At 73.8% G+C, this 25,064-nt stretch carries 16 protein-coding genes; 3 read left to right on the top strand and 13 right to left on the bottom strand.

Annotation, left to right across the window (positions count from 1 at the left end; translation table 11 throughout):
- Positions 1-64 precede the first annotated feature (64 nt).
- The 6 genes from pyk to ACVWNX_RS26780 form a co-directional block, all read right to left on the bottom strand.
- Entirely contained in the window at positions 65-1,495 is a 1,431-nt protein-coding gene (gene pyk / locus ACVWNX_RS26805) for a pyruvate kinase (protein WP_454410647.1), read from the bottom strand.
- 190 nt (positions 1,496-1,685) lie between these two features.
- The gene (locus ACVWNX_RS26800; protein ID WP_454410646.1) at positions 1,686-2,564 is read right to left on the bottom strand and encodes an SIMPL domain-containing protein; all 879 of its coding nucleotides are present in this window, start codon (positions 2,562-2,564) and stop codon (positions 1,686-1,688) included.
- Positions 2,565-2,634: 70 nt separating this feature from the next.
- Entirely contained in the window at positions 2,635-4,092 is a 1,458-nt protein-coding gene (locus tag ACVWNX_RS26795) for a lysine N(6)-hydroxylase/L-ornithine N(5)-oxygenase family protein (protein WP_454410645.1), read from the bottom strand.
- An 831-nt stretch (positions 4,093-4,923) separates the two neighbouring features.
- Entirely contained in the window at positions 4,924-7,416 is a 2,493-nt protein-coding gene (gene pepN, locus ACVWNX_RS26790) for an aminopeptidase N (RefSeq protein ID WP_454410643.1), read from the bottom strand.
- Between the two features lie 610 nt (positions 7,417-8,026).
- Positions 8,027-8,368: a chorismate mutase gene (locus ACVWNX_RS26785; RefSeq protein WP_454410642.1), complete on the bottom strand. Its 342-nt coding sequence runs from the start codon at positions 8,366-8,368 to the stop codon at positions 8,027-8,029.
- A 6-nt stretch (positions 8,369-8,374) separates the two neighbouring features.
- Positions 8,375-9,253: a helix-turn-helix domain-containing protein gene (locus ACVWNX_RS26780; protein ID WP_454410640.1), complete on the bottom strand. Its 879-nt coding sequence runs from the start codon at positions 9,251-9,253 to the stop codon at positions 8,375-8,377.
- Between the two features lie 603 nt (positions 9,254-9,856).
- Between ACVWNX_RS26780 and ACVWNX_RS26775 the strand changes: the two genes are divergently transcribed.
- Positions 9,857-11,716 carry a glycoside hydrolase family 35 protein gene (locus tag ACVWNX_RS26775; protein WP_454410639.1) on the top strand — a complete coding sequence of 620 codons (1,860 nt, stop codon included), beginning with the start codon at positions 9,857-9,859 and terminating at the stop codon, positions 11,714-11,716.
- Between the two features lie 436 nt (positions 11,717-12,152).
- On the opposite strand, the gene ACVWNX_RS26770 is transcribed toward ACVWNX_RS26775, so the two are convergent.
- Positions 12,153-12,938, bottom strand: coding sequence for a S1 family peptidase (locus tag ACVWNX_RS26770; protein WP_454410638.1), 786 nt, complete (start codon positions 12,936-12,938; stop codon positions 12,153-12,155).
- A 246-nt stretch (positions 12,939-13,184) separates the two neighbouring features.
- Here ACVWNX_RS26770 and ACVWNX_RS26765 point away from each other — a divergent pair, with 246 nt between their 5' ends.
- Both ACVWNX_RS26765 and ACVWNX_RS26760 read left to right on the top strand, forming a co-directional pair.
- Positions 13,185-14,072: a hypothetical protein gene (locus ACVWNX_RS26765; RefSeq protein WP_454410636.1), complete on the top strand. Its 888-nt coding sequence runs from the start codon at positions 13,185-13,187 to the stop codon at positions 14,070-14,072.
- 114 nt (positions 14,073-14,186) lie between these two features.
- The gene (locus ACVWNX_RS26760) at positions 14,187-14,978 is read left to right on the top strand and encodes an ankyrin repeat domain-containing protein (protein WP_454410635.1); all 792 of its coding nucleotides are present in this window, start codon (positions 14,187-14,189) and stop codon (positions 14,976-14,978) included.
- Positions 14,979-15,058: 80 nt separating this feature from the next.
- On the opposite strand, the gene ACVWNX_RS26755 is transcribed toward ACVWNX_RS26760, so the two are convergent.
- The 6 genes from ACVWNX_RS26755 to lgt form a co-directional block, all read right to left on the bottom strand.
- The gene (locus ACVWNX_RS26755) at positions 15,059-15,463 is read right to left on the bottom strand and encodes a hypothetical protein (protein WP_454410634.1); all 405 of its coding nucleotides are present in this window, start codon (positions 15,461-15,463) and stop codon (positions 15,059-15,061) included.
- 95 nt (positions 15,464-15,558) lie between these two features.
- Complete coding sequence (locus ACVWNX_RS26750) at positions 15,559-16,389, bottom strand: TrmH family RNA methyltransferase (protein ID WP_454410633.1); 831 nt, start codon at positions 16,387-16,389, stop codon at positions 15,559-15,561.
- 245 nt (positions 16,390-16,634) lie between these two features.
- Positions 16,635-18,095, bottom strand: coding sequence for a glutamate synthase subunit beta (locus ACVWNX_RS26745; RefSeq protein ID WP_454410632.1), 1,461 nt, complete (start codon positions 18,093-18,095; stop codon positions 16,635-16,637).
- The gene (gene gltB / locus ACVWNX_RS26740; RefSeq protein WP_454410630.1) at positions 18,088-22,683 is read right to left on the bottom strand and encodes a glutamate synthase large subunit; all 4,596 of its coding nucleotides are present in this window, start codon (positions 22,681-22,683) and stop codon (positions 18,088-18,090) included. The genes ACVWNX_RS26745 and gltB overlap by 8 nt, the downstream gene beginning before the upstream one ends.
- Positions 22,684-23,111: 428 nt before the next feature.
- A complete protein-coding gene (locus ACVWNX_RS26735) occupies positions 23,112-23,843 on the bottom strand; it encodes a VIT1/CCC1 transporter family protein (RefSeq protein ID WP_454410628.1) in 732 nt (243 codons plus the stop codon).
- 231 nt (positions 23,844-24,074) lie between these two features.
- Positions 24,075-25,046, bottom strand: coding sequence for a prolipoprotein diacylglyceryl transferase (lgt, locus tag ACVWNX_RS26730; RefSeq protein ID WP_454410627.1), 972 nt, complete (start codon positions 25,044-25,046; stop codon positions 24,075-24,077).
- Between the last annotated feature and the right edge of the window lie 18 nt (positions 25,047-25,064).

Below are 25,064 nucleotides of genomic sequence, written 5' to 3'. Positions count from 1 at the left end.
CGTACGGGCCGGCGGGGGCCGGGTACGCGTCCTCGCGGGAGGGCGCGGGGGCGGGCGGAACCCGTCAGGACGGGTTGTCCCCGATGTGGTGGACGCGGACCAGGTTGGTGAAGCCGGCGACTCCGGGCGGGGAGCCCGCGGTGATCACCACGGCGTCGCCCCGCTCGCAGCGGCCGATCCGCAGGAGCTGCTCGTCGACCTGCTCGACCATCGCGTCGGTGGAGTCGACCTGGGGGCCGAGGAAGGTCTCCACGCCCCAGGTGAGGTTGAGCTGTGAGCGGGTCGCCGGATCGGGCGTGAAGGCGAGCAGGGGAATCGGCGAACGGTAACGGGAGAGGCGTTTGACGGTGTCACCGGACTGGGTGAAGGCGACGAGGAACTTGGCACCGAGGAAGTCGCCCATCTCGGCGGCGGCACGGGCGACGGCGCCGCCCTGGGTACGGGGCTTGTCGCCCTCGTCCAGCGGCGGGAGGCCCTTGGAGAGGAGGTCCTCCTCGGCGGCCTCGACGATGCGGGCCATCGTGCGCACGGTCTCGACGGGGTACTTCCCGACGCTCGTCTCGCCGGAGAGCATCACCGCGTCGGTGCCGTCGATGACCGCGTTGGCGACGTCGGACGCCTCCGCGCGGGTGGGGCGGGAGTTCTCGATCATCGAGTCCAGCATCTGCGTGGCGACGATGACGGGCTTGGCATTCCGCCGGGCGAGTTTGATGGCCCGCTTTTGGACGAGGGGAACCTGCTCAAGCGGCATTTCGACGCCGAGATCACCGCGGGCGACCATGATGCCGTCGAATGCGGCGACGATGTCATCGATGTTGTCGACCGCCTGGGGCTTTTCGACTTTGGCGATGACGGGGACGAAACGGCCCTCTTCTTTCATAATGCGGTGGACGTCCTTGATGTCCTGTCCACTGCGTACGAAGGAAAGGGCGATGACGTCGAAACCGGTGCGCAGCGCCCACCGGAGGTCTTCCTGGTCCTTGGCGGAGAGGGCGGGGACGGAGACCGCGACACCGGGGAGGTTGAGGCCCTTGTGGTCGGAGACCATGCCGCCCTCGATGACGGTGGTGCGCACCCGGGGGCCGTCGACGGCGACGACTTCGAGGGTGACCTTGCCGTCGTCCACCAGGATGCGCTCACCGGGGGTGACGTCGGCGGCGAGGCCGTCGTACGTGGTCCCGCAGGTGTGGCGGTCGCCCGGGACGCCCTCTTCGACGGTGATGGTGAAGGTGTCCCCGCGTTCGAGGAGGACGGGTCCTTCGGTGAAGCGGCCGAGGCGGATCTTCGGGCCTTGGAGGTCCGCGAGGGCGCCGACGTTGCGGCCGGTCTCGTCGGAGGCCTTGCGGACGCGGTGGTAGCGCTCCTCGTGGTCGGCGTAGGAGCCGTGGCTGAGGTTGAAGCGGGCTACGTCCATTCCGGCTTCGACCAGTGCCTTGATCTGGTCGTACGAGTCGGTGGCGGGGCCCAGGGTACAGACGATTTTCGCTCGGCGCATGGTTCGAGCCTAGAGCTTACCGGCGGGTAGGAAATTGGTATCCGGTGACTGCCCAACATCCTTTTCGTGAAAGGGTTTTAACAACTGACGCATTGTGCGCACGGGTGCTCTGATGAGCATTTTCCGATGGCGGGACGCGGCTGTCCGGGTACATGGGGTAACGCCGGGAGCGGTTGAGGAGGGAGGGATCTCACCAGCGGGGCGGGACGAGGGTGAAACGGGCGTGCACGACGGCGTGGAGGTACTGGCGTTGGGGTTCCAGGTCGAGGGGCGGGGCGTCGCCGGTGTCGGGCGTGTGGCCCGCGAACGCGGCGGCGCGGAGCCCGTGGGGCGGTACGGGTCCCCAGTCGGCGCCGGACGGGGCGGCCTCGGCACCGGTGTCGGCGAGTTCCACGAGGTGGGCGACGGTGGTGCCGAGCGCGTCGGCGTACTCGTGGGCGCGGGTGACGGCGTCCCGGACGGCGCGGCGGCGGACCTCCCGGTGGAGGGGCGAGTCGGGGCGCAGGCTCCACCAGGGGCCCTCGACGCGGGTGAGGTCCTGGTCGGCGAGCCGGGTGGCGAGTTCGCCCAGGGCGTCGAAGTCGCCCAGGTCGGCGGTGATGTGGAGGTGTCCCAGGTAGTGGCGGACGTGGTCGGCGCGACCGCGCCTGGTGAGTTGGGGGGTGAGGGTGAGGGGGCCGCTCTCCAGGTGTTCGACGGCGTCGCCGTGGGAGCGCAGCAGGTCGAGGGTGGCGGTGTTGCGGCGGGTGAGGTCGGCGAGGAGGCGGGTGCGGTCGGTGTCGCGGGCGGTGAGGGTAACGGTGACCCGGGCGGTTTCGGGGGCGGCTTCCAGATGCGCCTCGCCCCGGACGGCGAGGCGGGGGGTGCGCGGGGTGCCGTAGGGCAGGGGGGAGGGTTCCGGGGGGCCGTCCGGGGCGTGGCGGTCGGGGGCGGGGCTGCCGTCCTGGGTCAGGGGGGCGTTCGGGGCGGGGTGGTCGTCGGGGGTGTGGGGGGCGGGGGTCGGGTCGTCGGGGCCGCGCGACGGCGGAGGGGGCGTGCCGGGGCCGTGCGGCGGCTGAGGGGGTGTCATGTGGCCACTGTGGCACGGGACGGCGCGGCCCGGGGGCGGGACGGAGTCGGGGCGGGGTGGTCGCGGGGCGTCAGCGGGGGTCCCTGAGCGGGGTGAGCGTCAGGGGGGCGGGGGTGGTCGGCGGGGGCTGGGTGAGGCCGAAGGTGGTGAAGGCGGTACGGGTGGGCAGGGGGTAGGAGTTCTTGCCGGTGAGGTCGTTGAGGATGGTGGCGCCGCGCCAGGCGGCGAGGCCGAGGTCGGGGGTGCCGACCCCGTGGGTGTGGCGTTCGGCGTTCTGGACGTAGACGTGGCGGCCGGGGGCGCTCGCGGCCGGGCCGAGGACGAGCCGTTGGTGCCGGTCGACGCACGGGCGTCCGGCGTGGTCGCGGCGGAGATGGGGGGTGAGCGGCGCGAGGAGCGGGGTGAGGGGGCGTTCGCGGTAGCCGGTGGCGAGGACCACCGCGTCGGTGGTGAGGCGGCTGCGGCTGTGCTGTTGGAGGTGTTCCAGGTGGAGTTCGACGCGGGTGGTGGCGACGCGTCCGGCGGTGCGGACGGTGACTCCGGGGGTGAGGACGGCGTCGGGCCAGCCGCCGTGCGGGGTGCGGCGGTACAGCTCGTCGTGGATGGCGTCGATGGTGGCGGTGTCGATGCCCTTGTGGAGTTGCCACTGCCGGGGGACGAGGGTGTCGCGGACGGGTTCGGGGAGGCCGTGGAAGTAGTGGGTGTAGTCGGGGGTGAAGTGTTCGAGGCCGAGTTTGGAGTACTCCATGGGGGCGAACGCCTCGGTGCGGGCGAGCCAGTGGAGGCGTTCGCGGCCGGGGGGCCGGTGGCGGAGCAGGTCGAGGAAGATCTCGGCGCCCGACTGGCCCGAGCCGATCACGGTGACGTGTCCGGCGGCGAGGAGGCGTTCGCGGTGGGTGAGGTAGTCGGCGGAGTGGTGGACGGGGACGGTGGGGTCGTCGGCCAGCGGGCGCAGGGCTTCGGGGACGTGGGGGGCGGTGCCGATGCCGAGGGCGATGTTCCTGGCGCGGGCGTGGCCGGGTGACAGGGGGGTGCCGTCGGGGCCGAGCCGGGTGAAGCGGACGTCGAAGAGGGCGTGTTCGGGGTCCCATCCGACGCTGTCGACCCGGTGGCCGAAGTGGAGGGCGGGGAGGTGGTCGCTGACCCAGCGGCAGTAGGCGTCGTACTCGGTGCGCGGGATGTGGAAGCGCTCGGCGAAGTAGAAGGGGAAGAGCCGGTCGTGGGCGCGGAGGTAGCTGAGGAAGCTCCAGGGGCTGGCGGGGTCGGCGAGGGTGACGAGGTCGGCGAGGAAGGGGACTTGGAGGGTGGCGCCGTCGATGAGGAGCCCGGGGTGCCAGTGGAAGGCGGGGCGCTCGTCGTAGAAGACCGCGTCGAGCGAGGTGAGGGGGTGGGCGAGGGCGGCGAGGGAGAGGTTGAAGGGGCCGATGCCGATGCCGATGAGGTCACGGGGGGTGCCGGGGTCGCCGTGGGGGGCGTGCGGAGCGGGGGCCTCCGCGGTGGGCGCGGGTGGCGGGGTGGGGGTGGTCATCGGTTCGTGTCCTTCTGGCTGTGGGGTGCCGGGGCGCGTGGGGTGACTGGGTCGTGCGGGGTGGCGGGACCGTCCGCCCGGAGGGGCCGCGCCGGGGACTCGGGCGCGCGCCGGAGGGTGCGTCGGGGGCGGGCGGTGGCGCTGGGGCCCGGGCCGTCGGGCGGCGGGCGCGCGCTCATGGTGGCGCCTTTCGGGTGCTGGGGTGTGAAGTCCCCAGCGTGGCCCGTGGGTTGGGTGGTGAGCGGTGATCCACGGGAAGGGAACCCGAAAGAGTTACAGCAGGTGGACAGGGGTGCCGCACCGCTGAGAGGCCGGCCCGCCAGCCCGCCAGCCCGCCAGCCCGCCAGCCCGCCAGCCCGCCAGCCCGCCAGCCCGCCAGCCCGCCAGCCCGCCAGCCCGCCAGCCCGCAACAGGATGGTGCCGGACCAGAGGGGGGCACGTGCCTCGGCGGGCGCCACGGTGGAGGGAAGGGAGGGTGAGCGGGTGGGTGGCGTACGGCCGTGGGGTGGTTCGGGTCCTCGGCCGGAGGGGAGCTGGCCCGGCTCGGCCGCGTCACCTCAGGTCCCGGGCCGGGGCGAGGAGCCCCGTGGCTGGGCGGAGGACGCGGGCGGAGGGCGGGCGGAACGGCGACGCCCGTCGGTGTGACGGGGGCGGGCCGGGACCGGTCCGGGACGCGGCCAGCGGTGCCAGTGCCGGTGCCAGTGCCGGTGCCGGTGCCGCAAGGAAGGGATGCCGGTGAGGGCGGGGTGGTGCCAGTGCCTGAGCGGCGGGGGTGCGGGCCGGGGGAAGGGGCGGGGCTGCCGCGCCGGGTGGGCGCGGCAGCCGGGGCGGTCAGGACGCGCGGACGCGCAGGGCCCTGGCGAGGTCGTCCAGCTGGTCGGCGAGGCGGCGGCGCAGGGCGGGGGTGGTGGCGGGGTCGTCGAGGGCGGCCCGGCCGAGGGCGAGGGTGTCCGGGTGGGCGGCGTGCACGGGGAAGCCGTAGTGGCCGACCGCGGTGGCGATCGCGGGTCCGCGGCGGGCGGAGACGGTGATGGCGTCGGTGAAGTAGCGGGGTACGTAGTCGGCGACGAGGTCGGCCTGTTCGGGCTGCCAGAAGCCCTGCGCGGTGGCGGTGAACAGGTAGTTGGAGAGCCGGTCGTCGGGGTGGAAGAGGGCGTCCCAGGCGGCCCGCTTGGCCTCGGGGTCGGGGAGCGCGGCCCGGCAGCGGGCGGCGCCCTCCTCTCCGGTGGCGCTGGGGTCGCGGGCGAGTTCGGCGTCGATGGCGGCCTGGTCGGTGGCGCCGAGGACGGCGAGGCGGCTGAGGATGCGCCAGCGCAGTTCGGGGTCGAGTTCGGGGCCGCCGGGGACGGTGCCGTCGTCGAGCCAGTCGCGGATGGTGTCCGGGTGGGCGGCGGCGGAGATGTAGTGGCGGACGGCGATCAGACGCAGTCCGGGGTTCTCGCCGTCCTCGGTGCGGCGGATGAGCGAGCGGCAGATGCCGGTGAGGGCGGCGAGGGCGTCCGGTCGCCGCTCGGGGGTGAGGTAGCGGTCGGCGATGTGGGTGGCGGTGAAGGTGAGGACGCCCTGGACGAGGGCGAGGTCGGTCTCGGCGGGGAGGTGGGCGGCGGCGGTGGCGAGGTAGGTGCCGGGGTCGAGGTCGCCGTCGCGGACCATGTCGCGCAGGGTGTTCCACAGCACGGCGCGGGCGAGCGGGTCGGGGACGCCGGAGAGGGTGCGCAGCGCGGTTTCCTCGGAGTGCGCGTCGAGGCGGATCTTGGCGTAGGTGTGGTCCTGGTCGTTGGGGAGGACCAGGGCGGGGCGCATCCCGGTGCGGGGGGTGGCTGCGGTCTGGGGGAGGTCGGCGTCGAGGCGTTCGCGCAGGACGAGGGCGCCGCTGTCGTTGAGGTCGCGGTCGTAGACGCCGACGGTGACGCGGTGGGGGCGGGTGCCGTCGCGGTCGACGGTGAGGGTCCAGGTGCCGGGCTTGGCGGCGACGGCGGTGGTGAGGGTGTCGACTCCGGTGGTGCGCAGCCAGGCATCGGCCCAGGAGGGGACGTCGCGTTCGGTGGCGCTGGCGACGGAGTCGATGAAGTCCGCGAGGGTGGCGTTGCCGAACTTGTGGCGGGCGAAGTGGGTGTTGATGCCGCGGAGGAAGTCCTTCTCGCCGAGCCAGGCGACGAGTTGGCGTAGCGCGGAGGCGCCCTTGGCGTAGGAGATGCCGTCGAAGTTGAGGAGGGCGGAGGCGGTGTCCTCGACGGCGTCGGGTGCGACGGGGTGGGTGGTGGGGCGCTGGTCAGCGTCGTAGCCCCATGCCTTGCGGGCGACTCCGAAGTCGACCCAGGTGCCGGTGAAGCGGGTGCACTCGGTGAGGGTCTGGTAGCCCATGTACTCGGCGAAGGACTCGTTCAGCCAGATGTCGTCCCACCACTTGAGGGTGACGAGGTCGCCGAACCACATGTGGGCCATCTCGTGGGCGATGACCATGGCGCGGGTCTGGCGTTCGGTGTCGGTGACGGCGGAGCGGTAGACGAACTCGTCGCGGAAGGTGACGAGGCCGGGGTTCTCCATGGCGCCGGCGTTGAATTCGGGGACGAACGCCTGGTCGTAGGAGTCGAAGGGGTAGGGCTCCTCGAACTTCTCGTGGTACCGGTCGAAGAGGGCCTTGGTGATGTCGAGGATCTCGTCGGCGTCGGTGTCGAGGTAGGCGCCCAGGGAGCGGCGGCAGTGCAGGCCGAAGGGGAGGCCGCGGTGTTCGGTGCGGACGCTGTGCCAGGGGCCCGCGGCGACGGCGAGGAGGTAGGTGGAGACGCGGGGGGTGGTGGCGGCGGTCCAGCGGCCGTCGCCGTGGTCGGTGGTGACGGTGTTGGCGAGGACCGTCCAGTCGTCGGGGGCGGTGACGGTGACGTCGAAGGTGGCCTTGAGGTCGGGCTGGTCGAAGGCGGCGTAGACGCGCTGGACGTCGTCGAGGAAGAGCTGGGTGTAGACGTAGGTCTCGCCGTCGGTGGGGTCGGTGAATCGGTGCATGCCCTCGCCGGTGTGGCTGTAGCGCATGGTGGTGCTGAGGGTGAGTTCGTGGGGGCCCTCGGTGAGGGTGAGGGGGAGCCGGTTGCCGTCGAGGGCGGCGGGGTCGAGGGGGGTGCCGTCGAGGGTCGCGGAGTGCAGTTGGACGGGCTTCAGCTCGACGAAGGTGTCCGCGTCCGCGCGGGATACGAAGCGGATGACCGTGCGGGAGGCGAAGGTGTCGTCGCCGGTGGTGAGGTCCAGGTCGACGGTGTAGTGCTGGACGTCGAGGAGCTTGGCTCGGTTGTGCGCTTCGTCGCGCGTCAGTACGGACATGCTGCTCATGCTGCACGATGTGGGGCCCCGGGCACAGGGGCGGTGTCCGCTGCGGGGGGTTCTGGGTCGCTTGTGCCTGTTGTTCCGTGGAGGGAGGAGTGGGTCATGGAGTAAGGGAGGGGTGCCCGTTCGGGGAGGGGCCGGTCGTTCGGGCGGGGCGCGAGAGGTCGCCCGCACGCCTCGGGTCCGGACGGGACGCGGGTCCGGACGGGACACGGTCCAGGCAGGACACCGGTCCAGGCAGGACGCGGGTCCAGGCAGGACGCGGGTCGGACGGGACAGAGGTCGGACGGCGCGGGGCCAGCACGGCGCGCGCGGGGCCAGCGGCGCGCGGGGGCGGACGGGCGCGGGGGCGGACGGCGCCGGGGCGAAGGGCACGGAGCGGACGGCGCGTGTGCCGTGGAGGGCCGCCTGCTCCGGGAGGCGCCGATCGGGCGGGTCCGGGGCGGGCGGGGTGCCGGTGGCGGGGCGGTCCGGGTGGGGACGGCCGGGTGGGACGGGTCGACGACCGGGGTCGGTGGACCGGGAGGGTCGTCGGGCGCGGTGTGCGGCGCACGCGGGCGGCCCGGGTTCCGCGGGGCCCGCTACGGGGCGCGGTGCGGGACGGCGCGCGGTGCGGTCAGCGGGCGTCCGCGATCTGCTCGTGGTGGCGGATGACCTCGGCGATGATGAAGTTGAGGAGCTTCTCCGCGAAGGCGGGGTCGAGCTTGGCGTTCTCGGCGAGGTGCCGCAGCCGGGTGATCTGCGCGGACTCCCGTCCGGGGTCGGCGGGCGGCAGGTGGTGGGCGGCCTTGAGGAGGCCCACCTGCTGGGTGCACTTGAAGCGCTCGGCGAGCATGTGGACGACGGCCGCGTCGATGTTGTCGATGCTGTCGCGGAGGCGGGCGAGTTCGGCCTGGACGGCCGGGTCGGGGGCGCCGGGGCCCGGCTGCCCGCCGAGGTCGGTGTCGGTGGAGGTCATGGTGGTTCACCCTACGGGGCGGGCGGAGCGGAGGATCGGGGGGTCGTCGGGGTCGGGGACGGTGGTGGACCAGCCGCCGGGCACGGTGCGGCCCTGCTGTTCGCGGAAGCGGACGGGCGCGGTGCCGACCCGGCGGGTGAAGAGCCGGGAGAAGTAGGCGGGGTCGTCGTAGCCGACGCGGCGGGCGACGGAGGCGACGGGCAGTTCGGTGGCGGCGAGGAGTTCCTTGGCACGGCCGAGGCGGATGCCGAGCAGGTAGTCCTTGGGGCCGCACCCGGCGGCGCGGCGGACGGCGGTGCGCAGTTCGGCGGGGGTCATGCCGTGCCGGGCGGCGTGCTCGGCGACGGACAGCGGCTGGAAGGCGTCCCGGGCCAGGGCCTGGAGGACGGGGTCCCCGTCGGGGGCGGTGTCCGCGCGGGCGCGGCGCAGGGCGACGAGGAGTTCGTGGACGGCGGCGGCGGTCTCGACCTCCAGCAGGGGGTTGCCCCGGCGGGCGGCGCGGGCGATGCGGCCGATGACGGCGCGGGGGCCGGTGGGGTCGGAGAGCGGGACGACGGGGCGGTCGGGTTCGAGGTAGCCGAGTTCGGTGTAGGTGGTGGTGGCTGGGCCGGTGAAGTCGACGAAGCACTCGTCCCAGCCGGTCCCGGGGTCGGGGCCGTAGTGGTGGGGGACGCCGGGGGCGAGCTGGATCAGGGCGGGCGCGGTGACGGTGGTGCGGCGGCCGTCGGGGCTGCGGTACCAGCCGCGTCCGGCGGTGACGACGACGGCGACGTGGTGGTCGAGGGTGCGGGGTCCGATGCTGGGGAGGGCGCCGTGCTGGAGGCCGACGCCGAGGCAGACGAGGCCGAGCCGGTGGTGCAGCGGGCTGGGCGTGAAGTACCTCATCCAGGTGTGGTACGCCGGTCTCCCCTCATGGACCGGGTCCGTCCCGTCCTCCCGCCGCCCGTCGCCTCCCCCGCCGTCGGCTCCGCGTCCGACGGCCCTCCGCTCCTCGTGGTCCCGTCCGTCGACTCTCCGCCCGTCCTGCCCGCCGACGCCGCGTCCTCCGGCATCCGGCCCCTCGGCGTCACGTCCCCCGGCATCCGGCCCCTCGGCGTCACGCACCTCGGCATCCGGTCCGTCCACGTCACGTCCTCCGGTACCGGTCCGTGGCGTCCGGTCGGCCGCGCCGTCGGCCGTGTCGCCGGCTATGTCGTCAGCCATGCCGCCGGTCGGGTCGCCGGCCGTGTCGTCCGTCATGCCGCGTCCGCCGCCTCTGGTTCGTCGGTCGTCTCCGGTCCGCCCCTCGGCCGGGGGTGGACGGCCGGGCCGCGGAAGCCGTCCGCCCGGGTCCGTGGCAGGGGCCGCGGGGCCCTCCGCGAAGGCACGGGACCGGAGCCGCCGAACCCCCCGGGCCTGGACGTTTGTGTCCAACCATCCCTGATCTTTGTCCATGGACGGGCCGTCCGCCAGAGGTGATCGTGGGGTGCCGGTGACGAGAGGGACGTGATGGCCGAGTTCAGGGTGGGCGGGGACGACTTCGAGGTGGACGGGCGGCCGGTGCGGCTGCTGTCGGGGGCGCTGCACTACTTCCGGGTCCACGAGGAGCAGTGGGGGCACCGGCTGGCGATGCTGCGGGCGCTCGGTCTGAACTGCGTCGAGACCTATGTGCCGTGGAACCTGCACGAGCCGCGGCCGGGCGTGTTCCGGGACGTGGAGCGGGTGGGACGGTTCCTGGACGCGGTGCGCGGGGCGGGGCTGCGGGCGATCGTGCGCCCGGGGCCGTACATCTGCGCGGAGTGGGAGAACGGCGGGCTGCCGCACTGGGTGACGGGACCGCTGGGGCCCCGGGCGCGGACCCGGGACCCGGAGTACCTGGCGATGGTGCGCCGCTGGTTCGCGGAGCTGTTGCCCCAGGTCACCGCGCGGCAGATCGACGGCGGCGGCCCGGTGGTCATGGTCCAGGTGGAGAACGAGTACGGCTCGTACGGGTCGGACCCGGTGTATCCGGGGTGGCTCGCGGAGCTGCTGGTGGAGCTGGGGGTGCGGGTGCCGCTGTGCACCTCGGACGGACCGGAGGACCACATGCTGACCGGTGGTTCGGTGCCGGGGGTACTGGCGACGGTGAACTTCGGTTCGGGGGCGGCGGAGGCGTTCGCGGCGCTGCGGCGGCACCGCCCCCGGGGGCCGCTGATGTGCATGGAGCTCTGGTGCGGCTGGTTCGACCACTGGGGCGCCGCCCATGTGACCCGGGACGCGGCGGACGCGGCCGGGGCCCTGCGGGAGATCCTGGAGTGCGGGGCGTCGGTCAATCTGTACATGGCGTTCGGGGGGACGAACTTCGCCGGGTGGGCGGGGGCGAACCGGGGCGGCGTGCTGCACGACGGACGGCTGGAGCCGGACGTCACCTCGTACGACTACGGGGCCCCGGTGGACGAGTACGGGCGGGCCACGGAGAAGTTCCGGCTGATGCGCGAGGTGCTGGCCGGGTACGCGGACGGCCCGTTGCCCCCGGTCCCGGCCGCTCCCCCGGTGCTGGGCGCGGCGGCGGTGGCGGGCCCGCTGGAGCGGGTGCCGCTGGACGCGGTGGTGGAGGGGCTGGGCGGGACGGAGGTGGTGCGCGGGACGGCTCCGACGTTCGAGGAGCTGGACGTGGACCGGGGTCTGGTGCGGTACGCGCTGGACGTACCGGGCCCACGCCAGCCGTATGAGCTGCGGGTACGTGGACTGCGGGACCTGGCCGAGGTGTACGTGGACGGGCGGTGGGCGGGGACGCTCACCGAGGAGGACGCGGTGCTGCCGGTTCCGGTGGCGGGTCCGGCCCGGGTGGAGCTGTGGGTGGAGTCGCTGGGCCGGGTGAACTATGGTCCCCGGCTCGGGGAGGCGAAGGGGATCACGGGCGGGGTCCTGCACGAGCGGCAGTACCTGCACGGGGTGCGGGCGCGGGGGCTGCGGCTGGACGCCTTCGACGACGCGGAGCGGGTCCGGGGCCTGGTGGCCGGGCGGCCGGGGGAGGACGGGGGCGCCGGACTGTACCGGGGGTCGTTCGAGGTGCGGGGCGCGGTGGGGGACGCCGTCCTGGAGCTGCCGGGCTGGGAGCGCGGCTTCGCCTGGGTGAACGGGTTCAACCTCGGACGGTACTGGTCGGCGGGCCCGCAGCGGTCCCTGTACGTACCGGCTCCCGTGCTGCGCGCGGGGACGAACGAACTGTGGCTGCTGGAGTCGCGGACGTCCGGCGCCGCCCCGGTGCTGACCGCCCCGCCGGAACCGTCCGACCCGGAGCCGTCCGCATCGGAGCCGTCCGCGTCGGAAGCGACCCTTCCGGAGGCGCCCGTGCCCCAGGCCCCGCCGGAGGAACCGCGCCGGTAGGGACCGGCCCGGCACCGACCGGCGGAACGCGCCGGAACCCGACGGGGCGCGACGGCCCCCGGGGCGGGTGACCGCGCCCCGGGCCGACGCGCCGGAGCCCCGCCCACCCGGCGATGACGGCCGGGCGGGCGGGGCTGACGACGGAACGGACGGGACCGACAGGGCTCACGGGCCGACGCGAGGGAACACGCCGCGACCCGCACGACCGGCACGACGGATACGCCGAACCCGACGGACCCGACGCGCACGCCCCCGGCAACCGGGCACGACCGGCCCCACGAGCACCCGGACCGCGACCACGCACCACGACCGCACCCCGGCCCGCGGCCCGCAGCCCGCAGCCCGCAGCCCGCAGCCCGCAGCCCGCTGAACACGACCACGACCACGACCACGACCACGAAGCACGGACCGCGGACCGCGAGCCCGGGCCGGACGGCTACAGCGTCGCCGCGGCGTCCGCGATCTCGGCCGCGAAGGTGGACACCTCGGTGTACACCCCCGGGTAGCCGGGCCGCGCGCAGCCCCGGCCCCAGCTCACGATGCCGACCTGGATCCACTGTCCGGCGGAGTCCCGCCGGAACATGGGGCCGCCGGAGTCGCCCTGGCAGGTGTCGACGCCGCCGGACTGCACGTTCCCGGCGCACAGCTCCTCGCCGGGCACCAGGGAGGAGCCGTAGGCCCGCTGGCAGACGGCGTCCGTGACGAAGGGGACGTTGGCCTTGAGCAGATAGCGCTGCTGGGCGCCGCCCTCGCGCGCGGAGCCCCATCCGGCGACGGTGAAGGTCCCGGTGTTGTACTGGGTGGTGGTGGCGGTCGCCAGGGTGGGCAGGTCGATCGGTTCGGCGAGCTTGATGAGCGCCCAGTCCTTGCCGTAGCCGTTGTAGCCGGGGGCCTGGAGGACCTCGGTGGAGTTCACGCTGATGGCGCCGGGGGCCTGGAGGTCGACGACCCCGGCGGTGGCGGTGATGGAGGTGTCGGGGCCGGAGCCGCTGACGCAGTGGGCGGCGGTGAGGACGATCTGCTGGGTGTAGAGGGAGCCGCCGCAGCCCATGGAGAGCCGGACCATGAACGGGAACTCGCCCTGGGCGGCGCGGGTGCCCCCGACGACGGGCGAGGGGGCGGCCTGGGCGGTGGTCAGGGGCTGGAGGGAGACCGCGGCGAGCAGCACCGCGCCGACCGTTATCAGTCGTCTGACGCCGGTGAGCCTCTTCAGGATCTTCAAGACGTGTCCTTCCGTGGGGGGTTGACCGCCGGGCGGGCGCGGGGGGACACCGGTGCCGACGGGAGGGGCGTGGCCCCCGGGCTCCGCCGCTCACCAGCTTCTGACATGCACCCGCCAAGCAATCTGGATTATGGGGACCGCCCGACACCCGCGACAAGCACTCCTTTCCGGTCAGCGGTCGCGCGCGCGGGCGGCCTGAACCCACCTACAGTGGAAATCGGTTCAGCGTCGGCAGGGGGTCCGGACGTGGCGAACGGCGGAACGGTCGAACACGGCTACCCGCACCTGGAGACGGTGCGGGCGTCGATCACCGCCCTGTACCGGCGGCTCCCCCACGGGGCCGTCCGGTCCTTCGCGACGAGCGTCACCCCGCTCGACGTGGCGTTCACCCCGCTGGACGACCCCCTCCCCGGGGCGCGGCGGGCGGCCTGGGCGATGGTGCGCCACTACCGGCTGCCGGACGCCCGGCTGGTCGTCGGGTTCCGGCGGATGACCGACGCGGCGAGCGTGGAGCTGACCTCGGGCCCCGAGTACGCCGTGGACCTGAACGAACGGTTCCTCGACCACCGGCGGGACCTCGGCGCGGCGCTGGCCCACGAGGTGGCGCACGTGTACCTGCACCGGCTGGGCCTGTCCTTCCCGGACACCGGGGAGAACGAGATCCTCACCGACACGGTCGCCGCGTACCTCGGCGCGGGGTGGCTGCTCCTGGACGCGTACCGGGAGGACGCCGTCTCCTCACAGAAGTTCGGCTACCTCACCCCGGAGGAGTACGGGTACGTCCTCGCCAAGCGGGCGCTGCTGTTCGGGGAGGACCCGTCCCCCTGGTTCACCAGCCCCCAGGCGTACACGGCCTACACCCGGGGGCTGGCCCGGGCCCGGCGCGACGAGCGCCGGCCGCCGCTGGCGGCGGCGGGCCGGGCGGGCCGCCTCCGTTACGCGCGGGACCGCCGCCGCGCCCGGGAGCGCGGGGCCGGACCCGGCGCGGACGCCCCGTACTCCTTCGAGGGACATTCACCCCTGCGGGTGTCGTTCGCCTGCCCCACCTGCCACCAGCGGATCCGGGTGGCCGTGCGCGGCCCGGTCCGCGCGCGCTGCGGACTCTGCCGGACGGTCCTGGAGTGCGACACCTGACCCGCTCCCCCGCCCTCACCCGCCCGACGGCACCCGACCGCACCCGACCGCACCCGACCGCACCCGACCGAAAACGCCTTGCGCGCGCCCCGGACACCCCGTCAGGGTGCGGCCATGGACACCCACGACGAGCCGAACGCCCACGGCGCGCTCCTCCACACCGCGGTCCTCGCCCACAACGGGGACCCGGACGCCGCCGAGGCCGAGCTGGCCCGGCTGCTCTCCACGGGAGCCGACCCGGACGCTCCGGACGAGGACGGGGTGACCCCGCTGTACCACGCGGCGGTACAGGGCGCGGCGGGTCCCGTCCGGCTGCTGCTGGCGGCGGGCGCGTCGCCGGACCGGCCGGGCGGCGCGGAGGGGCTGCCGCTGTGCGCCGCCGCGACCTGGGGCCACACCGACGCGGTGCGGGAGCTGCTCGCGGCGGGGGCCCGTCCGGACGCGCCGGAGGAGGACGGCCGCACGGCGCTGGGCTGGGCGGTCCGGGGCGGACACCACGAGACGGTGGAGGCGTTGCTGGCCGCCGGGGCCGATCCGGACCTGTCCGGCCCGGACGACGGGCCGCCGCTGTGCGCGGCGGCCACCCGGGGCTCCCCCGCGATCGTCCGGGCGCTGCTCGACCGGGGCGCGACGGCGGGCCGGGCGCGGGCCCTGGAGCTGGCCCGCCACTGGGCGGCGCTGGACGTCGCGGACGAACTGACCGCGTCACTGCTGCGGACGCGCCCGGTCACCGCCGGGGGCCCGCCCCGCGTCTCGGTGCGGCGTACGACGGGGCCCGATGGCACCGAGCGGGTCGAGGTGCTGCTGCTCGGCCCGGACGGCGAACCCCGCGCGGGCGACTCCCGCGACGCGGGGCACCCGGCCGTGGTCCGACTGCTGGAGGCCGCGCCGACCGACGGCAGGTGACGCCGCGCACCCCCGCGAGGGGAAGGCGCCCGGCCCGCGACACCCCCCAGGCCCCGCCAGCCGCCCACCGCCGGACGGCGTCAGGCGTCGACGGGCCGCCGCTCGGGGGTCAGGGCGATGAACCCGAGGGTGACCGCGCGGACGATCAGCCCGCCGAGGAGCGCGGGGAGGAACCCGTCCACGGTGAGGCCCCGCCCCAGCTGGTCGCTGACGTAGGAGACCAGCAGCCAGATCAGGGTGTCCTGGACGACGCCGAACGCCGCCAGGACCAGGGTCACCGGCGGCGGGGCGGTGCGTATCCGCTGGGGATAGGCGTAGATCAGCTGGTTGACGATGACGAAGAGCGAGCACGCCGTGACCAGGGCGCCGGGCCAGGGCGAGAACGGCAGGAGGGAGACGCCGGGAACGACCTGGACCGTCAGGAGGACGCCCGCCACCGCTCCGAGGACCCGGGGCAGGGCCGTTTGCTTCCGATGGGATGCCATGGGCACATCTTGACACCGAACTCACGAGAAAACCTCGTTAATTCGGTTCACAGTCTTGTATCAAGAAGCGTCCGTCAAGCACCTCCGGGCTCGGTTCAGTGCGGCGGGAACCCCCGCTGCCGGGCGGCCTCGTAGAGCAGCACGGTCGCCGCGGCGGCGGCGTTCAGGGAACTGGCCGCGCCGCCGATGGGGATGTTGACCGTCTCGTCGCACAGTTCCCGCCAGGCCGCGCTCATCCCGGAGGTCTCGTTGCCGATGACGACCAGGGTGGGCCCGGCCAGATCCGCCTCCGTGACGACCGAGGAGCCCCTCTCGTCGGTGCCGACGATCCGCAGCGGCACGCCCCCCGCCCGGACCCGGGCCACCCAGTCGGCGACCGCCCGGGGCGCGGCCGCCCGGACCACCGGGACGGCGAAGAGGGAGCCGGTGCTCGCCCGCAGCGCCTTGGGGTCGTAGATGTCGGCCGCGTGCCCGCAGACGACGACGCCGTGGGCGCCGAAGGCGTCGGCGGAGCGGATCAGGGTGCCGATGTTGCCCGGGGTGACGGGACGGTCGAAGACCACGCCCAGGAAGCCGGGGCCGGGGGTCATCCGGTCGAAGCGGTCCTCGGGCATCTCCGCGACGGCCAGCAGCTCGGGGACGGTGTCCTCCTTGCCGCCCAGCTCGTGGAGGAGTTCGGGCGCCATCGCGACCCGGGTGGTCCCGGCGGGCACCCGGTCGAGGGTGTCGCGGGCCCAGCGCGACAGACCGCGGCCGTCCGCGTGGAGCACCGCGCGCAGCGGCCAGCCGTGGTCCAGGGCGAGGGTCAGCGGACGGACCCCCTGGACGAGGAACTCCCCCGCCTTCTGGCGCTTGGCACGGTTGCCGACGAGGGCCTGCCACTGCTGGAACCTGGCGTTGCGGGTGGTCACCCGGAGCGGACTCATCCCCCCACTCTCCCACCTGGGGCGGGACCGTCCGAAACCCGGGGCCGAGCCCTCCGGACCGGGGCGGGGCGGAGGGGCGACCGGGCCCGGAAAGCGCCCGGCGCCCGCCCCTCCGTCCGGGTCGGGGACGAGGAGGGGAGGGCGCCGGGCCAGTACCGCACGCCGTTGTGCGGGACGTCTTGGTGGGACGGCACGGGCCGCCCCCGGCCCCGGCGGCGGTCGGACCGCCACCGGGGGTCGGACGGTCAGACGGTGAGGGCCCGGTCGGTGGGCCGCACCGGTGCGGGCAGATCGCTGGCGCCGGTGAGGAACCGGTCCACGCCCCGGGCCGCGGAGCGCCCCTCGGCGATGGCCCAGACGATGAGCGACTGGCCGCGTCCGGCGTCCCCGGCGACGAACACGCCGGGCACGTTGGTCTGGTACTCGCCGTCCCGGGCGACGTTGCCCCGCGCGTCGAGTTCCAGCCCGAACTGGGCGACGAGCCCGTTCTCCTGGTCGGTGCCGGTGAAGCCCATCGCCAGGGTGACCAGCTGCGCGGGCAGGGTGCGCTCGGTGCCGGGCTTCTGGACCAGCTTGCCGTCCGTGAACTCGACCTCGACCAGGTGCAGCGCCTGGACGTTGCCGTCCTCGTCGCCCTCGAAGCGGGTGGTGGAGACGGAGTAGACCCGCTCGCCGCCCTCCTCGTGCGCGGAGGTGACCTTGTACAGCATCGGGAAGGTCGGCCAGGGCTGTCCGGCGGAGCGGTCCTCGCCCGGGCGGGGCATGATCTCCAGCTGGGTGACGGAGAGCGCGCCCTGGCGGTGGGCGGTGCCCACGCAGTCGGCTCCGGTGTCGCCGCCGCCGATGACGACGACGTGCTTGCCCTCGGCGGTGATCGGCGGGGTGACGAAGTCGCCCTCCTGCACCTTGTTGGCGAGCGGCAGGTAGTCCATCGCGAAGTGGACGCCGTTCAGTTCGCGGCCGGGCACCGGCAGGTCGCGGGAGACGGTGGCCCCGGCGGCGATGACCACGGCGTCGTAGCGCTTGCGGAGCCGGACGGCGTCGATGTCGCGGCCGATCTCCACCCCGGTGCGGAACTTGGTGCCCTCGGCGCGCATCTGCTCGACGCGCCGGTTGATGTGCCGCTTCTCCATCTTGAACTCGGGGATGCCGTACCGCAGCAGCCCGCCGACGCGGTCGGCGCGCTCGTAGACGGCGACGGTGTGCCCGGCCCGGGTGAGCTGCTGGGCGGCGGCGAGTCCGGCGGGGCCGGAGCCGATGACGGCCACGGTCTTGCCGGAGAGGCGCTCGGGCGCGCGGGGCGCCACGTCACCGTTGTCCCAGGCGGTGTCGATGATGGAGACCTCGACGTTCTTGATGGTCACCGCGGGCTGGTTGATGCCGAGGACGCAGGCCGACTCGCACGGGGCGGGGCAGAGCCGCCCGGTGAACTCGGGGAAGTTGTTGGTGGCGTGCAGCCGTTCGGAGGCGGCCCGCCAGTCCTCGCGGTAGGCGTAGTCGTTCCACTCGGGGATGAGGTTCCCGAGCGGGCAGCCGTTGTGGCAGAACGGGATGCCGCAGTCCATGCAGCGGCTCGCCTGGGTGCTGATGACGGGCAGCAGCGAGCCGGGGACGTAGACCTCGTTCCAGTCGCGCACCCGCTCCTCGACCGGGCGGGAGCAGGCGCCCTGGCGGCCGTGGTTCAGAAAGCCCTTCGGGTCAGCCATGGGTCGCCGCCTCCATCATCTTCTCGGTGATCTCGGACTCGGAGAGTCCGGCTCGCTCGGCGGCGTCCTTGGCGGCGAGCACGGCCTTGTAGGTGCTGGGGATGATCTTGCTGAAGCGCTGGACGGCGGTGTCCCACCCGGCGAGCAGCTTCTCGGCGACCGTGGAGCCGGTCTCCTCGTGGTGACGGCGCACCACCTCGCGCAGCCACTGCCGGTCGGCGTCGTCCAGGGCCTCGACCGCGCCGAGGTTGCCGGAGTTGACGTGGTCACGGTCGAGGTCGATGACGTAGGCGACCCCGCCGGACATGCCCGCGGCGAAGTTCCGTCCGGTCTCGCCGAGGACGACGGCCCGGCCGCCGGTCATGTACTCGCAGCCGTGGTCGCCGACGCCCTCGGAGACGACGAGCGCCCCGGAGTTGCGGACGCAGAACCGTTCGCCGGTCCGGCCGCGCAGGAACATCTCGCCGCCGGTGGCGCCGTAGCCGATGGTGTTCCCGGCGATGGTGGAGTACTCGGCGAGGTGGTCGGCGGCCCGGTCGGGGCGGACCACGATCCGGCCGCCGGAGAGGCCCTTGCCGACGTAGTCGTTGGCGTCGCCCTCCAGCCGCAGGGTGACGCCGCGCGGCACGAAGGCGCCGAACGACTGCCCGGCGGAGCCGGTGAAGGTGATGTCGATGGTGTCGTCGGGCAGGCCCGCGCCGCCGAACTTCCGGGTCACCTCGTGGCCGAGCATGGTGCCGACGGTGCGGTTGATGTTGCGGATGGCGACCCGGGCGCGGACCGGGACGGCCTCGTCGTGCGCACCGGCGGCGAGCGCGTCGGCCGCGATCCTGATCAGCTCGTTGTCGAGCGCCTTCTCCAGCCCGTGGTCCTGCTGGACGCGCTGGTGGCGGACGGCGCCCTCGGGCAGCTCGGGGACGTGGAACAGCGGGGCGAGGTCCAGGCCCTGGGCCTTCCAGTGGTCCACGGCGTCGGCCACGTCGAGCGCCTCGGCGTGGCCGACGGCCTCCTCGATCGAGCGGAAGCCCAGCCCGGCCAGGATCTCCCGGACCTCCTCGGCGACGAACTCGAAGAAGTTGACGACGAACTCGGGCTTGCCGGAGAACCGTTCGCGCAGCACCGGGTTCTGGGTGGCGATGCCGACCGGGCAGGTGTCCAGGTGGCAGACCCGCATCATGACGCAGCCGGAGACGACGAGCGGCGCGGTCGCGAACCCGAACTCCTCGGCGCCCAGCAGCGCGGCGATGACCACGTCGCGGCCGGTCTTGAGCTGGCCGTCGGTCTGCACGACGATCCGGTCCCGCAACCCGTTGAGCAGCAGCGTCTGCTGGGTCTCGGCGAGGCCCAGCTCCCAGGGGCCGCCCGCGTGCTTGAGCGAGGTGAGCGGGGAGGCGCCGGTGCCGCCGTCGTGGCCGGAGATGAGGACGACGTCCGCGTGGGCCTTGGAGACGCCCGCGGCGACCGTGCCGACGCCGACCTCGGAGACCAGCTTCACATGGACGCGGGCCTTGGGGTTGGCGTTCTTCAGGTCGTGGATGAGCTGGGCGAGGTCCTCGATGGAGTAGATGTCGTGGTGCGGGGGCGGGGAGATCAGTCCGACGCCCGGGGTGGAGTGCCGGGTCCTGGCGACCCACGGGTAGACCTTGTGGCCGGGCAGCTGGCCGCCCTCGCCGGGCTTGGCGCCCTGGGCCATCTTGATCTGGATGTCGTCGGCGTTGACGAGGTACTCGGAGGTGACGCCGAAGCGCCCGGAGGCGACCTGCTTGATGGCGGAGCGGCGCGCCGGGTCGTACAGGCGGTCCGGGTCCTCGCCGCCCTCGCCGGTGTTGGACTTGCCGCCGAGCCGGTTCATGGCGACGGCGAGCGTCTCGTGGGCCTCGCGGGAGATGGAGCCGTAGGACATGGCGCCGGTGGAGAACCGCTTGACGATCTCGGAGACCGGCTCGACCTCGTCCAGCGGGACGGGGTCGCGTCCGCTCTCGAAGTGGAAGAGGCCGCGCAGCGTCATCAGCCGCTCGGACTGCTCGTTCACCCGGTCCGTGTACTGCTTGAAGATGTCGTAGCGGCGGTTGCGGGTGGCGTGCTGGAGCCGGAAGACGGTGTCCGGGTCGAACAGGTGCGGCTCGCCCTCGCGGCGCCACTGGTACTCGCCGCCGATCTCCAGCGCGCGGTGCGCGGGGGCGATCCCGGAGGCGGGGTACGCCTTGGCGTGCCGGGCGGCGACCTCCTCGGCGATGACGCCGATGCCGACGCCGCCGATCTTGGTGGCGGTGCCGTTGAAGTAGCGGTCGACGAACTCCTCGGCCAGTCCGACGGCTTCGAAGACCTGGGCGCCCCGGTAGGAGGCGACGGTCGAGATGCCCATCTTGGACATGACCTTGAGGACGCCCTTGCCGAGCGCGTGGATCAGGTTGCGGATCGCGCCCTCGGGCTCCCCGCCGGGCAGGAACGTCCCGGCGCGGACCAGGTCCTCGACGGACTCCATGGCCAGGTACGGGTTGACGGCGGCGGCGCCGAAGCCGATGAGCAGCGCGACGTGGTGGACCTCGCGGACGTCGCCCGCCTCGACCAGCAGGCCCACGTGGGTGCGCTGCTTGGTGCGGATGAGGTGGTGGTGGACGGCGGCGGTGAGCAGCAGCGAGGGGATCGGGGCGTGCTCGGCGTCGGAGTGCCGGTCGGAGAGCACGATCAGCCGGGCCCCGGCCTCGATCGCCGCGTCGGCCTCGGCGCAGACGGCGTCGAGGCGGGCGGCGAGCCCGTCGCCGCCGTCGGCGACCCGGTAGAGGCCGGAGAGCGTGACGGCCTTCATCCCGGGCATGTCGCCGTCGGCGTTGATGTGGATGAGCTTGGCCAGCTCGTCGTTGTCGATGACGGGGAACGGCAGGGTGACGCTGCGGCAGGACGCGGCGTTCGGGTCGAGGAGGTTGCCCTGCGGGCCCAGCGAGGAGCGCAGCGAGGTGACCAGTTCCTCGCGGATGGCGTCCAGCGGCGGGTTGGTGACCTGCGCGAAGAGCTGGGTGAAGTAGTCGAAGAGCAGCCGGGGGCGCTCGGAGAGGGCGGCGATGGGGGTGTCGGTGCCCATGGAGCCGATGGGCTCGGCGCCGCTCTTGGCCATCGGGGCGAGCAGGATCCGCAGCTCTTCCTCGGTGTAGCCGAAGGTCTGCTGGCGGCGGGTGACCGAGGCGTGGGTGTGCACGATGTGCTCGCGCTCGGGGAGGTCCGACAGCTCGATCTCCCCGGCCTCCAGCCACTCCTGGTAGGGCTGTTCGGTGGCGAGGCCGGCCTTGATCTCGTCGTCCTCGATGATGCGGTGCTCGGCGGTGTCGACGAGGAACATCCGGCCGGGCTGGAGGCGGCCCTTGCGGACGACGCGGGCGGGGTCGATGTCCAGGACGCCGACCTCGGAACCGAGGACGACGAGTCCGTCCTCGGTGACCCAGTAGCGTCCGGGGCGCAGTCCGTTGCGGTCGAGGACCGCGCCGACCTGGACGCCGTCGGTGAAGGTGACGCAGGCGGGGCCGTCCCAGGGCTCCATCATCGTCGAGTGGTACTGGTAGAAGGCGCGGCGGGCCGGGTCCATGGAGGTGTGGTTCTCCCACGCCTCCGGGATCATCATCAGCACGCTGTGCGGCAGGGAGCGGCCGCCGAGGTGGAGGAGTTCCAGGACCTCGTCGAAGGACGCGGAGTCGGAGGCGTCCGGGGTGCAGACCGGGAAGATCCGGTCGAGGGCGGCCGGGTCGCCGCCGAAGAGCCCGGAGGCGAGCTGGGACTCGCGGGCGCGCATCCAGTTGCGGTTGCCCTTGACGGTGTTGATCTCGCCGTTGTGGGCGACGAACCGGTAGGGGTGCGCGAGTGGCCAGCTCGGGAAGGTGTTGGTGGAGAACCGGGAGTGCACCAGCGCGACGGCGCTGGCGAACCGGCGGTCCGACAGGTCGGGGAAGAAGGGCTCCAGCTGCCCGGTGGTGAGCATGCCCTTGTAGACGACGGTCCGCGCGGAGAGCGAGGGGAAGTACACCCCGGCCTCGCGTTCGGCGCGCTTGCGGAGCACGAACGCCTTGCGGTCCAGGTCGATGCCGGTGCTGGTGCCGTCGGAGACGAACAGCTGGCGGAAGGCGGGCATCGTGGAGCGGGCGGTGGCGCCGAGGAGCTGGGGCGCGACGGGCACCTCGCGCCAGCCGAGGACGGTCAGTCCCTCCTCGGCGGCGAGGGCGTCGATCCGGGCGGCGTGCCCGTCGGCGTCCGCCGTCGGCAGGAAGGCGATGCCGACGGCGTAGCCGCCCGCGTCGGGCAGCGGGAATCCGGCGACCTCGCGCAGGAAGGCGTCGGGGACCTGGGTGAGGATGCCCGCGCCGTCGCCCGAGTCGGGCTCGGAGCCGGTGGCGCCGCGGTGCTCCAGGTTCCGCAGGACCGTGAGCGCCTGGTCGACCAGCGTGTGGGTCGGCTCGCCGGTCAGGGTGGCCACGAAGCCGACGCCGCAGGCGTCGTGCTCGTTGCGCGGGTCGTACATCCCCTGGGGGGCGGGGCGAGCGTCCATGTGCGCCCAGGGGGCGCTCACGGGGAGCTGGGACGGCTGGCGCGGCGTACGCATCGGCACTCCCGTCGTCGTCGTGGCATGGAACAAGTGCCGAGGGACGACGTTGGCCCTCTGCGAAAATTTTCGTGCAGGTTACATGATGGAATGCTTCTCGAAAAGTGGATAACACATTCCATTATCCGGACACCTGGACGGTGCCGGGGCGGTGCCCGGAGGGCGCCGGAAGGGTGGTGCGGGCGGATGGCGCGGGACGGGGACCGCCGTGCGGGCCCGACGGGGTAGGGGGCCCTGGACGCGTGTCGACGGCCTTGGAGCGGGGACCCGCCGGGGTCGGATCGATGACCGCGGGGTCCTGGGGACGGGTGGGCTTCGTTGCCCACAGCGCTTACGGCTCATGCCCAGCCGTCATGTACTCGAAACCGTCCGGTAACGGTTCCCGTGCGGTGCCCCCGGCCGGTCGCCGGGGGGGTGGGCGCACGGAATCATCCTACGGCCGTCCCGATGAGGGCGCCCAGGAGATAGGTCAGGGCCGCCGCCGCGCCGCCCAGCGCCAGCTGCCGCAGCCCGCTGTACCACCAGGACCGGGCGGTCACCCGGGCCACCACGGCCCCGCAGAGGAAGAGCCCGGCGAGCGCCACCAGCACCGCGGGCCACAGGGCGTCGGCGCCCAGCAGGTACGGCAGCACGGGGAGCAGGGCGCCCAGCGCGAAGGCGCCGAACGAGGAGACCGCCGCGATCAGCGGGGAGGGCAGGTCGCCGGGGTCGACGCCCAGCTCCTCGCGGGCGTGGATCTCCAGGGCCCGGTCGGGGTCCCGGGAGAGCTGCCGGGCGACCTCCCGCGCCAGTTCCGGCTCCACGCCCCGGGCGGCGTACAGCGCGGCGAGTTCGCGTTCCTCGTCCTCGGGGTGCTTGCGCAGCTCCCGGCGCTCGACGGCGAGTTCGGCCTCCACCAGCTCGCGCTGCGAGGCGACCGAGGTGTACTCCCCCGCCGCCATCGAGAACGCGCCGGCCGCGAGCCCGGCGAGGCCGGTGATCACCACGGTCCGCTGGGAGACGTCGCCCCCGGCGACGCCCGTCATCAGCGCCAGGTTGGACACCAGGCCGTCCATCGCCCCGAAGACCGCCGGTCGCAGCCATCCGCCGTTGACGTCCCGGTGGGTGTGGTTGTCCCGGTGCGCCTCGTGGAGGTGCGCCTCCGTCTCGATCAGGGCCATGGCCGCGTGGGTCCCCTTCCTCGGTCGACTCCCGGCGAACACTCCCGAACTTACGCGCGAAAAACGCCTCTGAACAGCAAGGAAAGCCTTTCCTACCCGCTGTGGGACCTGCTGCGGGGCTCGCTGTGCGACTCGCCGCGGGACCCTCCGGCGCGACGACCGCCCCCGGGCACGCCGAAGGGGACGGACCACCGGTCCGTCCCCTTCGTCTCCGCGCGTACGTCCCGCGCGTCAGCCCTTGTCGGTGCCCCCGGTGCCCGGGGAGGCGTCCACGGAGGCGGTCTTCCCGCTCTTCCCCGTGCCCTCGGCGGCGTCGGCGGTGGTGTCCTCGCCGTCCGCGGCCGGGGCGTCGTCGTCGGTCCCCTCAGCGCCGTCGTCGGCACCGTCGGCGTCCGGCTCGACCACGTCCTCACGGCCCGGCCGCTTGCGCAGCGAGACCACGAAGTAGACGACGGCGAGGACGAAGACGAACAGCGCCGTCCAGTTGTTGAGCCGCAGCCCGAAGATGTGGTGGGCCTCGTCCACCCGCAGGTACTCGATCCAGAAGCGGCCCGCGCAGTAGGTGGCGACGTAGAGCGCGAAGGCGCGTCCGTGGCCGAGCCGGAAGCGGCGGTCCGCCCAGATCACCAGCGCCGCGACGCCCAGGCACCACAGCGACTCGTACAGGAAGGTCGGGTGGTAGGTGCCGGGCACCCGGCCGTCGGTGGAGGAGGTGATCTCCACGGCCCACGGCAGATCGGTGGGCCGCCCGTACAGCTCCTGGTTGAACCAGTTGCCCCAGCGGCCGATGGCCTGGGCGAGCGCGATGCCGGGGGCGACGGCGTCCGCGTAGGCGGGCAGCGGGATGCCCCGGCGGCGGCAGCCGATCCAGGCGCCGAGCGCGCCGAAGGCGATGGCGCCCCAGATCCCCAGGCCGCCCTCCCAGATCTTGAAGGCGTTGACCCAGTCCCGACCCGCACCGAAGTACAGCTCGTAGTCCGTGATCACGTGGTAGAGGCGGCCTCCGACGAGGCCGAAGGGCACCGCCCAGACGGCGATGTCGGCGACCGTTCCGGCCCGGCCGCCCCGGGCGATCCAGCGGCGGTTGCCGAGCCAGACCGCCGCGAAGACGCCGATGATGATGCAGAACGCGTAGCCGCGCAGCGGAATGGGCCCGAGATACACCACACCGCGCGAGGGGCTGGGGATGAAGGCAAGTTCCATGGCGGGTCCGACGCTACC

The organism is Streptomyces sp. JNUCC 64, assembly GCF_054484115.1.
Note: the sequence above shows the minus strand (reverse complement) of the source record. Positions and strands in the feature narration are given on the sequence as shown.